Consider the following 12,631-nt stretch of genomic DNA (forward strand, 5'->3'; position numbering starts at 1 on the left):
AATGGGTAACGTCATAGCGACTAATGTGTCTTCGTTGAATGCACAAAGAAATTTATTTCGCTCCGGCGAAAACTTACAAACAACGTTCCAGAGACTGTCATCAGGTCTACGCATTAACAGTGCAAAAGACGATGCAGCCGGATTACAAATCAGTAATCGCTTAACATCACAGATAGGTGGTCTAAAGCAAGCAGTTCGAAATGCTAACGATGGTATCTCTCTCGCACAAACTGCGGAGGGTGCGCTTCAAGAAGCAACCAACATTTTGCAACGAATTCGAAGCTTATCCATCCAATCTGCAAACGGCTCTAACAGTCCTCAAGAACGCGCTGCACTTCAAGCAGAAGTCGGTCAGCTTCAAGCTGAGATTAATCGAATAGCAGACACCACTGCCTTTGGTGGAAAACGTTTGCTCGATGGAACTTTCGGCAGTCAAACTTTCCAGGTGGGATCACTTGCAAACGAAACGGTAACCGTAAGTATTGGTTCAGCTTCTGGTGATTTAATTGGCAGAAACAGTACAGAATTTGATGGCACCATATTTGGTAGTGTCTCGGCCGCGGCCAACACACCTCCAACTGCGAATGGACTTACTGCAGCAACGGTTTCGTTAACCGGTGGCCTAGGTAACGCCTCTATTGTTATTCCAAATGATGCAACGGCAAGAGAAGCTGCATTATTGGTGAACCAGGATAGTCCAGCCACAGGTGTATCTGCCGATGCACGAACCAATGTGCGCTTATCAGGTTTTGGCGTTGGTAGTATTTCTTTTGAAATTACAGGTTCCAGTGGTGCTCCAGTTAGCATTGCAGGTTCCATTGCCGATGTCACCGACTTGAGTTCTGTTGCCAACGCAATCAACCAAGTCACAGGACAAACCGGTGTGGTTGCGGTTGCTGACAACAAAGGAAACCTCAATCTTATTTCTGAAAACGGTGAAAACATTGGTATTGGAAACTTCACAACCAATAATACGACCAACACAACCGTTGATATGATTGCGCGCAACTTTGATAACACTGCCAATGCATCTGGTGCAGCCACTGTAACTCTAACATCAGGCGGTACAGACTCTGCCCTGGTAACTGGAGTTGTGCGTCTTAATGGTGGTGGCAATGGTTTTACTTTCTCCGGTTCAACCACTCAATTCGCTGCTGGTACACAAGGTGGTTCTAGTTTAACCGCTGTTTCCAGTATCAACGTGAGCACCCCCGAAGGTGCGCAATCATCTATTAGTATTATTGATGGAGCCATCAGCTCTATCGACGCTTTTCGAGCCAGTCTTGGTGCGGTTCAAAATCGATTGTCATCAACCATTGTAAACGTTGATAACATCGCAGAAAACGCAGCAGCAGCTCGTTCAAGAATTCGTGATACCGACTACGCACAAGAAACGTCGGAGCTAGCGAAAAATCAGGTGCTGCAATCTGCAGGTTTATCCGTGTTAACGCAAGCTAACGCATCAAGCCAGCAAGTATTGCAGTTAATCCAAGGTTAATTTCAAACTGAGAGAGGATTTGAATGAATGAACACTGATACAAGCGACGCCCCCCTTCCGTACGACAACTGAAACATGGCGTCTCACTTTACTGGCGAGTGGCAGCTCGCCAGTTTTTACGTAACTACAGTTGCAGTTATGTTATAGCATTGCCTGATGTCATAGGGCAAGTTGTCGTATAAAAAATAATGATAATAATAGTTCGGAGTAACGAATCATGCATTTGTGTGCTGTGAGTATTCTCAGTGCTCTAGTCAGCGAATATTTAAATAATGAACTCAGGCATTATTAATAAATAACACGAATAAGAGATTGCTGGTTCTCACCAGTCTTTAAGTTACTTTGATAAGTTTGCTCACAGCAAACATTCTATTTACTCAAAGTGAGTAAATAACACCTGTGGAAACTTTAAGAACAATAAAATTCAGATTGGTGGTCTGTTTTTTATCCTTTTAAAAAATCCGCATTAAAACTCAAAAAAGTGGTAACGATAAAGTAATTGGCGCCGATTAGTTTATTTTTACCACATTTTTTTAAAGTTGACTTAATGCATGCCGATATAAGGTGTAACACCCCACTCCACCCCTATTCTTTTTCTTGCTCTTCATAATCAAACTTTTTAGCTAAACTACGCTTTAAATCCACACGTAAAACGATCTTTTAAAATTATTTTTTTAATAAAATATTAAAGTCGCATATCCCACAGTCGATACCCATCCATGAGACGTTCTCAGCGGCTCACACAATAAACTTTTCAACACTTTGTAAATTTGCTTCTCAGGCAGATATCGAAGGTTAGGAGATCTACAAAATGGGTAATGTAATCCAGACGAATGTGTCGTCTTTAAATGCGCAGCGCGCGTTAACATCTTCAAATAATGACTTACGTACAAGTTTTCAGCGTTTATCTTCGGGTTTAAGAATCAACAGTGCAGCAGATGATGCTGCGGGTCTACAAATTTCAAATCGTCTAACTTCTCAGATTGGTGGTTTGGGTCAAGCCGTTCGTAACTCGAATGATGGAATTTCGTTAGCACAAACCGCAGAAGGAGCACTTCAAGAAGCAACCAATATTTTGCAGCGAATTCGAGATCTATCCATCCAATCATCCAATGGTTCTAACAGTGCTCAAGACAGAGCAGCACTGCAACAAGAAGTGGGTCAGTTGCAAACAGAGCTCAATCGAATTGCAGAAACCACGGCTTTTGGTGGTCGCAACTTGTTAAACGGAACCTTTGGCAGTCAGTTATTTCAGGTAGGTTCTGAAGCTAATGAAACCGTAGCAGTAAGTATTGGTTCGGCAAAAGCAACCTCTATCGGTCGCAACTCTCATGATCTCGACGGAAGTATTTTTGGAGATGCACTAGCAGCTGCCAACACCATCCCAGCAAGCAATGGATTAGCAGCAGCGGCTTCCTTTGCTGTTATTGGCAACCTGGGAGCCGCAACGCTTGCCGTCGCAGCTAATGATACGGCAGAAAATGTTGCTTTAACGGTTAACCAAAACTCTGCGACGACTGGCGTATCTGCCGATGCTCGAAATGTTATTAGATTGTCGGGATTCGGTACAGGTTCCGTATCCTTTAATTTAACGGGTGACAATACAGCAGCAGAAAGTTTTGCCGCCAGTATCACTGATACCAATGATCTAAGTGCAATGGCTGACGCTATCAACGAAAAAAGTGGTGTTACAGGAATTACGGCTTCTGCCGATGATTCAGGAAATTTGACACTGATTAGCGAAACTGGTGACGATATTGGTATTGGTGACTACACTACCAGCAATACAACCAATACCACAGTCACTGTTCGGTCAAGAAATTTTGCCAATACTGGTAACGCAGCGGGCTCCGCTGATGTCACTTTAACAAGCGGTGGTACAGACTCTACTTTGGCAACAGGAATAGTTCGTATTGATGGAGGCAGAAGTGGCTTTACGTTTAGTGGTGCCAGTACTGAGTTTTCAGCAACGGCTTTAGGTGGCTCAGCGGTATCTTCCGTTGCCAGCATTGATATTGCAACAGCGGAAGGAGCGCAAGATGCATTAGGCGTCATCGATGGCGCGATTGCTTCAATTGACAGCTTTAGATCCAGCTTAGGTGCAGTTCAAAATCGTCTTAGCGCGACCATCGCTAACCTGCAAAATATTTCAGAAAATGTTTCGGCTGCTCGTTCTGCTATTCGAGACGCCGACTTTGCCCATGAAACATCTGAGCTCGCCAAAAACCAGGTATTACAACAGGCAGGCACATCAATCTTGTCTCAGGCGAATGCTTCCAGCCAATCCATATTATCCTTGTTACAATAACGAACATTATCCATATTCACCGGTATACCTTCGGTATGCCGGTGTTTTTTCTTTTCTGTACGCCTATTTTGCTTTACTCACTTCTTCTCCCCTTCTTCCTATACCCAAAGTATTTCAAGGTGCAGGTAGGCGGCCAGCAAGCGAGCCCCCTGAGCTTAGCTTTACTAAGTGATTGGGGTGAGTGCGCGCAGCCAACACCGCTGCACCTTGAAAGGCGACGGGTATATATAGCTACTTTATGTACGTACACCGTTTGCTAAAAATAAATCACATAATATCTCAATTATTTTTAATAAAATCCTTATGTTGGGAATTCCCGTGCCGATAACTATCTTGTAACGGGAAAAACGCTTTCTCAGCAAGGCTAAGTATTGAGAGTACTGTCCACCAAACAGCTCCCTACTTGGCCAACCCGAGGTAAGGCATTTATCCCCAATATTTTCATATCAGCTGAAATAGTCGGCTGATATAGGTTAGATAGGTAACACCAACCTACTCTGATCACTTATACCACGTGTCTTTGCTGCCACAAGGACGTAAAAACCAGATATGGAGGCTTTTAGAGCGCAGCATAGAATTCAACTTAGAATAGAGGTCCATAAGGGCCTTATAACAAACTCATTTAAAAATACCATTTGTTAGATCGTAAACAGCTAAGCCGTAAAAAAAAACAAAGATCTTTGAAAATAATTTAAAGACGGTTTTTTTGAGGCCGATACTGTGATCGAGGCGTTCTCAGCGCTTCACTTTCTTTCAACACTTTGTAATGTCTGTTTCTCAGACGGGCTATCAAAGGTTCAGGAGATCTACAAATGGGTAACGTTATACAAACGAACGTCGCTTCGCTTAACGCGCAGCGATCACTAAATGAGTCCAACAATTCGTTGCGATCGAGCTTCCAGCGTCTGTCATCTGGTTTGCGCATTAACAGTGCGGCAGATGATGCGGCGGGTCTACAGATTTCAAATCGTCTGACTTCTCAGATAGGCGGTTTAGGCCAGGCAGTACGTAACGCGAATGATGGTATCTCACTAGCACAAACCGCTGAGGGTGCATTGCAGGAAGCCACCAACATTCTGCAACGTATTCGTGATCTGTCGGTGCAATCAGCCAATGGTTCAAACAGCGCGCAAGACCGAGCAGCACTACAGCAAGAGGTTGGTCAGTTGCAGACTGAGTTAAATCGTATCTCAGAAACAACTGCATTCGGTGGACGAAATCTATTGAATGGTACTTTTGGTAGCCAGCTATTCCAGGTGGGTTCAGAAGCCAACGAAACCGTTGCAGTAAGTATCGGTTCTTCACGAGCAACTGATATTGGCCGTAACTCTGTTGACTTAGACGGTAGTATTTTTGGTGATGCGCTTGCCGCTGCCAACAGTATCCCTGCAAGTAATGGTTTGGCTGCTGCGGCATCCTTTGCTGTTATTGGTAACTTGGGTACTGCGACTTTGGCTGTTGCAGCGAATGACACTGCAGAAAATGTAGCGTTAACCGTTAACCAAAACTCTGCTAGCACAGGTGTTACTGCGGATGCTCGAAATGTTGTGCGACTTTCTGCTTTTGGTACAGGTTCTGTGTCATTCACTTTAACGGGTGACAACACAACAGCAGAAAGCTTTGCAGCCAGTATTACCGATGCTAACGACTTAAGTGCGGTTGCTGATGCCATCAACGAGAAAAGTGGTGTAACAGGTATCAGTGCTTCTGCGGATGACTCTGGTAACCTAACTTTAATCAGTGAAACCGGTGATGATATTGGTATTGGTGATTACACTACCAGTAACGGTACTAACACTACAGTAACTGTTCGTTCTCGTAACTTTGCTAACACGGCAGCTGCGGCTGGCTCTGCTGATGTCACTCTAACCAGTGGCGGCACAGACTCAACCTTAGCAACCGGTGTTGTACGTATTGACGGTGGCCGTAGTGGTTTCACATTCAGTGGTGCAGCAACCGAGTTTGCAGCAGCGACAAGTGGTGGTTCAACAGTATCATCCGTTGCCAGCATTGACATTGCAACTGCAGAAGGTGCTCAAGATGCTTTGGGTATCGTTGATGGTGCGATTGCTTCAATCGATAGTTTCCGTTCTAGTTTAGGTTCGGTGCAAAATCGCTTGAGTTCCACAATCAGCAACCTGCAAAACGTATCTGAAAATGTATCTTCTGCACGTTCTCGTGTAAGAGATGCAGATTTCGCTCTGGAAACTTCAGAGTTAGCGAAAAATCAGGTACTGCAACAAGCTGGTTTATCGATTCTTTCGCAGGCTAATTCGTCTTCTCAGTCGGTATTGGCGCTTCTACAGTAAGCTCGATAAATTAACGTTACACCCGAATAAGCGCTCTTTGGCGTTTATTCGGTCCAACGAGGTAAGGTGATACTATGGCGATTAGCAACGTTACAAATGATACATCTTTGCCACTCAACAAACCGAGTGGCAACAATGTGCCGTTTACCGCTGCTGAAACGTCGGCATCTCAGAAGCCAGTAGGCGATAACCCGTCTACTGATGCTCAATCTGGACAAAGAGTTAACCAGGCTGAGCAAACGGAAGAGACCATCGTTAACATCGAACAACAGGTGTCTGATCTGAGTGACAATGCTCAACGCATTGAACGCCGCTTGCAGTTTAAAGTGGATGAAGACTCAGGAAGCACCGTGGTTTCGGTCTTTGATCGTCAAACTGACGAGCTTATTCGGCAAATTCCGCCGGATGAGTTACTGACGTTAACTAAGCGATTAAAGCAAATTAACGAAGGCTTAACCGAAGAAACTTCTGGTTTGCTGCTACAAAGACAAGTGTAAATACGGCTGACTTTGTATACAGCATAAAGTGGCGTGTATTTTGCTGAATTAGTTTCTGAGTAGGTAAAACTACTCGGAAGCTATGCCAGCAGGCACACATTCGAGTGAACAAAAGGTAACGACTATGGGACTTCTCAGTTTTGGCGGTATAGGTTCAGGCATTGATACCAATAGCATTATTGATGCTTTGGTCACTGCTGAAGCAACTCCCAAAAAACTTAGCCTGGATCGACGAGAAGCGAACCTTCAGTTAACTCTGTCTGGAGTAGGTTCCCTAAAGTCGGCGTTATCCGATCTGCAAACAGCTGCAAAAGCACTAAACGAAAGTACCCTGTTTGATAAACGAACGGTTAGTACCAGTACAACAACAAACTTAACGGCATCAACTAGCAACACCGCTGTTCCAGGTAGCTACGATATTGAAGTAACCGCTCTTGCTCAAGGTTCCAAGCACCAAACATCTATTTTCGCATCCGGAAGCAGCACAACTTTTGGCGCAGGTACATTAACCTTCACCGTTGGCTCTAAGTCTTTTAATGTGACAGTGGGAGCCACCGATACGCTGGCCGATATACGCACTGCAATCAACGATGCCAGTGACAATATAGGTGTCAACGTAAGCTTACTGAATAATGTCACTGATGGCATGACTACAGGCTCAATCTTAACCATTGATTCTACAACAACGGGAGCAGGTAATGATTTGGCAGTTACCTTTACGGGTGACGCATCGCTTGCAGATTTATCGACCAATCTTACTAGTACTCAAACGGCGGGCGACGCAGCGGTCAAGTTTGGTGCCTTGACATCATCTAGTGCTACTAACACCTTTTCCAGTTTGATTGATGGATTGGACATTACGGTCAAAAAAGTGAATACCAGTGGCGAAACAACCACAATTACTGTCGCAAAAGATAGCTCAGGCGTCGCAACTAAAGTGAGCGAGTTTGTTGATGCTTTCAATAACTACTCTTCGATTATTAATGGACTTAGTTCTGCCGACTCAAACGCACCAGGACTACTGTTAGGAGATGCCGTATTGCGTCAAGCTAACAATCAAATCAGAGGGTTACTAGGTACCGAAGTTACAGGGATCAACAGCGATTTTAACTCACTGGTTTCTTTGGGCGTAACAACCAACAAAGACGGAACGCTAACACTCGACTCAACCAAATTAAACAATGCTATCAGTAGTAATATTGATGATGTTAAAACTTTATTTACCAGTAATGATGGTTTTGCAAAACAACTAGAAACTACCATTGATCGATACGTAGGAACCAATGGTACGCTAGTTCAAAGAGAAACCTCTATCAACGAACAATTAACCGAAGTTTCTGAAGAACGAGTAGTTCTGACTGCCCGATTGGAGCAGCTTGAAGTACGACTAAGAAGCCAGTATGCAGCGATGGATGCACTAGTCGCACAGTCCAATAGTACACAACAGTTTTTAACACAACAGCTGGCTTCCCTACCCGGATTCTCCAGCGGCAATAAATCTTCCAGCAATAGTTAATCAGATAAGGTGAAGTATCTATGGGTTTAACAGGCGCACTCGCTTACAGCAAAATGAGTACCGTGACATCGGTAGAGTCGGCGGATCCCCACCGACTCATTCAACTGCTGATTGAAGGAGCTATAGAAAAAATCAATAAAGCCAAGTACTTTATGATGAAAGATAATATAGCGAAAAAAGGTGAGCACATCAGCTGGTCGATATCGATTATCGATGGCTTACGCTCCAGCCTTGACTTATCGCAAGGTGGAAGTGTTGCCCAGAACCTGGACTCGCTTTATGACTTTTGTACCTATCACTTGTGTCAAGCTAACCTGGAAAACGATATTGATAAGTTAGATGAAGTACTTGCCGTTATGAATAACATTCGGGAAGGTTGGGAAGGTATCAGAGAACAGGCACTTGAAGAATGGAAGAACAATGGTTAAAAAATTTGCCCGATGAGCTGGTTGATATTTGGGAACTCAACAACACAATATCACAGCTAATCGATGCTGAGGAGTGGGATCAGGTCACTCACTTAACAGCGCAACGACAATCGCTTCTTGAAAGCTTCTTTTTAAGTTGGGATAGGCAGGGAGACATTGAAGTAATGATTGATTATATCAAGAGACTCCATGCATGTATTGATAAGCAAACACACCAAATTCAATCCTGCCGCAACCAATCCATGAAGAATGTTCTAGATTTTAAAAAGTCATTTAATGCGACTCGTGCCTACGAAGACATTTCAAGACGAAAAGCATAATGGATACTCAACTACGATTAGCGAACGAAGGTGACATAACGATATTTTGTCACTGGATACAACAGCTCCACTCTCACGAGCAACATGACACTCAACCCCTGCATACCAATATAGAAAGCAACCTAATCGAATGGTTTGAGCAACTTTTAGAAGATCGCAACAGTTTGATTGTCATGGCCGAAGTTAATAACAGCCCAATAGGTGGGTTAATAGGCAGTATTACGTTAAGCGGTTCAGGTTTAGTGCAAAATCCATTGATGGCGAAAGTCGATATTCTATGGGTTGAAAAGGCTTTTCGTGGTCATCAAGTGGCCAACAAACTCGTTGATGTCTTCGAAAACAGTGCGAAAGAAATGGGTGTACCTTATGTAGAATGCTCTCATACTATCACTAACAAAGATGCCGAGGGATTTTGGCTTAATCAAGGTTATCAGTCGACTTCTGTAACCCGTCGTAAAACCTTCTAAAAATTTGCACTAAGAGTTATTACTCAAATCTTTATAAGAAACGGAAAACGGTTAAATTTTGAATTCGAACATAACTGGATTGTGCCGCATCCAATACCGCTGTTTGTTGAGACAAACGGCTGGCCGCTTCAATCACATCAAGATCTTCTAACTCCGATAGAGTCGTCTTATTCGCTAGCACCAGACCAGAATTAAAGTCAAACTCTTGTTGTGTGGCATTTAATCGGCTACCAATTCGACCTCGAGTCACATCAATGCGTTCAGTCGCATTAACAAAAGCACCGTCGAGATTGTTTCTTAAAGTTCTAAATTGAGCCCTTCCTTGTGGTGTGTCTTGATAGTTATTAATGCCATCGATAAGCTGATCAAAAGTCTGAAAAATACTTTGCTTCTGGGCAGGGTCAACTCTAAAGACATCTCCCGTTGCGGGATCACCTTCTAAACGCACCGTCAGGTTCGCAAAAGTAATGTCATCAGGATCAGAGAATGTGCCGCTTTGTATGACGGCGCTGTCCGAAATACGAACAACATCATAGGCCGTTGCGGAGGTAAAGCGGATCTCATAAGAGTCCGTCACAAAATTTCCTCCCGCTCCCGAAAAAGATTGAGGAGAAATCCATCCTTCACCGGTATTCGCCGCGTTAGCACTCACGGTAAACTTGCCATTACCATTAAAAATGTCTTCAAACACTTCAAAACCAGAATCCGAAATCGGTACTTGCACTCCGGTACTGACTCTTAGCAAACGTTGTCCTTGATCACCGTTATAAACCACATTGCCCGCACCGTCTCTGGTAAAAGGAATCGTGCTACTTGAAAATCCAGAAAACAAATAGTCTCCAGCAGAGTCACGAGTATTAGCTAAACCGAGTAACTCATCAAACTGTTGCTCCATTTCAACTTTGATAGAATTGAGATCGGTCGGAGTAAATGCACCATTACCTAACTGAACCATTAACTCATTCATACGAAACATGATTTGGTTAACACCAATCAAAACACTTTCTTCCAGGGTATTATTCGACTCCGCAAAACTGGCATTGCGATTAAACTGCTCCAGCTGAGCAATATCCGAACGCAAATCTAAAACACTGGTCGCAGCAACAGGATCATCCGCAGGTGTCAAAAATCGTTTTTGCGTAGATAGCTGCAATTGAGTTTGCCGCAGCTCATTTTGCCGATCCAGAATTTGGTTTAATCCAGAAGTGTTTATTAAGTTCGTCGATATTCTCATGATAACACCTTAGGGCCTGCTGCTCTGACTACCGGAACGAGTCAATCACGGTTTGAAACAGTGTTTGCGCAGTAGAAATCACGCGAGCAGAAGCCTGATAAGTCTGTTCCAGTTTAATTAGCTTGGCGGCTTCTTCATCGAGATTAACACCAGAAACCGACTCTCTTCTCTCCTTCACTTGATTTAGTAAGCTTTCGGAAGAAGCCAGGCTAATTTTTGAAGCCTGAGTTTCGGTACCCACCTGACTTACCAGACGAGAAAAACCAGACTGAAAAGTAGACCGCCCATTATCCAGTACAGTCGACTGTTGTAGATCTGATAACATCAGCATATTACGGTTGTCACCAAAACCATCGGTATTGTAATCAACAGAAAAGGTGTCGTTTGTTTGAGGCTCGCCATTTACAGTAATGTCATAACCAAAGTTTAACCCTGCTAATGCCAACATATCATTATCTTGATTGGGGACAAACCCGGCCACAGGCCCAGTGATAACGGCATTGGTTGTAGCGTTAACTACGTTAAAGCTTGTTGGCGACGTAAACTCAAAACGTACTGGCGGCGTTAGTGCTCGAGCTGTCGTGGTAAAGGCCGCATTCGTCGTATCGGTTACCGTTACATTCTCAATGGAACCGCTGCCAATATTATTACCAACCACGGCATTAACAGGAAACGCTGCCGCTATTTTGTTAGGATCAGTCACCAACACTTCCATATTTGATGCGCCATCACGAGTGGGAAAAATCGTAAATTGATCACCCGCATTCGCTGCACCCGAATTTAACGTCAAACTAAAACCTTCAGTTGGAAACGCGATGGTACTCGGCACAACACCAGGAGCAGGAAAGGTACCTACAATCGTATTGGTACCAAGATTAGTTACTTGATAGTTCGCTCCATCAAATCGTAAATCATAGTTGTGATCTTGCATCACACTCAAGTCATCGATGCTCACGCTAAAGCTGGCGGTCCCAGTGTTTAAACTACTCACCGAAACACGACGTGCAGTGACAGCAGGATCATTAATGTCGCGAAAAAAATCGCCACCTAAGTCGTTGTTCAGGTCCATGCCCAAACGGTGTTGGTTATTAAACTCTTCCGATACCGCCATGGCCACACGACCAATCAAGTTCAAGCCAGGCTCAACAATTTCATCACGATACTTAAGATAACCGCCAATTTTTCCGCCCGTGATACCGTCTGTGACGGTAATTTGTCCGGCCCCCGTCTGGAGTACCAGCTCAAGATTTCTTGGATCAGAGGGACTACGAGCAGTCACTAATCCATTAGAAACGGCTCCCACAACTAATGACTGTCCAGTTCCGACAAAAACACTGATGGTACCATCATCTAATCGCAGCGTTTGAGTCTCAACCAATTCACTTAAATCATTAACTAAAGCTTCACGTTCATCCAATAAATCATTTGGAGCACCTTGCCCGCCACCGGTAGCAGCGGCAATTTTCACATTAAGCTCGGCAATTGTTTGCCCCAAAGCTGTAATTTCTTCCGCAGTTGTTCTTAATCCTGCATTGATAACTTCGGTTTGACTATCCAACTCCTGAAAAAGACTGTTAAACCGGGTAGCTAACAAATCTGCCTGACCAACAAAAACCTGACGAGCAGCAATCGATGAAGGATCATTCGCAACACCCTGAGACGCAGCAAAAAAGTCTTGAATAGATTTGCTTAATCCATTGGAAGAATCAGCAACGATACTATCGATACGAGAAACCTGAGAAAAGAAGATATTCTCTTGATTAAACGCCGATAAATTGGCATGCAGCTCTTGTGCGACCGTAATATCAAACACGCGCGTGATTGCGGTTAGCTCTGCCCCGGTGCCCACAAAATTACCACCGATAAACAGCGGATTTCGTGTATCGATATCAGTCCTTTGCCGAGTGTAATTCTCATTACTGGCATTAGCGATATTATGAGAGACAGTATTAATGGCTGCCTGACTGGTTATCAATCCAGAGACGGCAATATCAAGAAAGTTTCCTGCCATAACAGTGACTCTTATATAGTTTTACATACTAAATTGTTTGCAA

The 12,631-nt window shown here is 43.8% G+C and carries 10 protein-coding genes; 8 read left to right on the forward strand and 2 right to left on the reverse strand.

The window, feature by feature from the left end; all coding sequences use genetic code 11:
• Position 1 precedes the first annotated feature (1 nt).
• The 8 genes from NH399_RS25765 to NH399_RS17880 all read left to right on the forward strand — a co-directional run bounded on the left by NH399_RS25765 (position 2) and on the right by NH399_RS17880 (position 9,343).
• Positions 2-1,498 carry a flagellin gene (locus tag NH399_RS25765; protein ID WP_305885100.1) on the forward strand — a complete coding sequence of 499 codons (1,497 nt, stop codon included), beginning with the start codon at positions 2-4 and terminating at the stop codon, positions 1,496-1,498.
• Between the two features lie 811 nt (positions 1,499-2,309).
• A complete protein-coding gene (locus NH399_RS17850) occupies positions 2,310-3,806 on the forward strand; it encodes a flagellin (RefSeq protein WP_253042514.1) in 1,497 nt (498 codons plus the stop codon).
• Between the two features lie 812 nt (positions 3,807-4,618).
• Positions 4,619-6,115, forward strand: coding sequence for a flagellin (locus NH399_RS17855; RefSeq protein WP_253042516.1), 1,497 nt, complete (start codon positions 4,619-4,621; stop codon positions 6,113-6,115).
• A 74-nt stretch (positions 6,116-6,189) separates the two neighbouring features.
• Positions 6,190-6,612: a flagellar protein FlaG gene (locus NH399_RS17860; protein WP_253042517.1), complete on the forward strand. Its 423-nt coding sequence runs from the start codon at positions 6,190-6,192 to the stop codon at positions 6,610-6,612.
• Positions 6,613-6,736: 124 nt separating this feature from the next.
• Positions 6,737-8,128 carry a flagellar filament capping protein FliD gene (fliD, locus tag NH399_RS17865; protein WP_253042519.1) on the forward strand — a complete coding sequence of 464 codons (1,392 nt, stop codon included), beginning with the start codon at positions 6,737-6,739 and terminating at the stop codon, positions 8,126-8,128.
• A 20-nt stretch (positions 8,129-8,148) separates the two neighbouring features.
• Positions 8,149-8,556, forward strand: a complete 408-nt coding sequence (gene fliS, locus NH399_RS17870) for a flagellar export chaperone FliS (protein WP_253042521.1) — start codon at positions 8,149-8,151, stop codon at positions 8,554-8,556.
• Positions 8,538-8,876 (forward strand): hypothetical protein, encoded by a 339-nt coding sequence (locus NH399_RS17875; protein WP_253042523.1) that lies wholly within the window; start codon positions 8,538-8,540, stop codon positions 8,874-8,876. The genes fliS and NH399_RS17875 overlap by 19 nt, the downstream gene beginning before the upstream one ends.
• The gene (locus NH399_RS17880) at positions 8,876-9,343 is read left to right on the forward strand and encodes a GNAT family N-acetyltransferase (protein ID WP_253042525.1); all 468 of its coding nucleotides are present in this window, start codon (positions 8,876-8,878) and stop codon (positions 9,341-9,343) included. The genes NH399_RS17875 and NH399_RS17880 overlap by 1 nt, the downstream gene beginning before the upstream one ends.
• 31 nt (positions 9,344-9,374) lie before the next feature.
• On the opposite strand, the gene flgL is transcribed toward NH399_RS17880, so the two are convergent.
• Both flgL and flgK read right to left on the reverse strand, forming a co-directional pair.
• Positions 9,375-10,577, reverse strand: coding sequence for a flagellar hook-associated protein FlgL (flgL, locus tag NH399_RS17885; RefSeq protein ID WP_253042527.1), 1,203 nt, complete (start codon positions 10,575-10,577; stop codon positions 9,375-9,377).
• 28 nt (positions 10,578-10,605) lie between these two features.
• The gene (gene flgK, locus NH399_RS17890; protein ID WP_253042529.1) at positions 10,606-12,588 is read right to left on the reverse strand and encodes a flagellar hook-associated protein FlgK; all 1,983 of its coding nucleotides are present in this window, start codon (positions 12,586-12,588) and stop codon (positions 10,606-10,608) included.
• Positions 12,589-12,631: the final 43 nt, after the last annotated feature.

It is taken from the genome of Pleionea sp. CnH1-48 (genome assembly GCF_024124665.1).
Classification (GTDB): Bacteria; Pseudomonadota; Gammaproteobacteria; order Enterobacterales; family Kangiellaceae; genus JAMXSB01.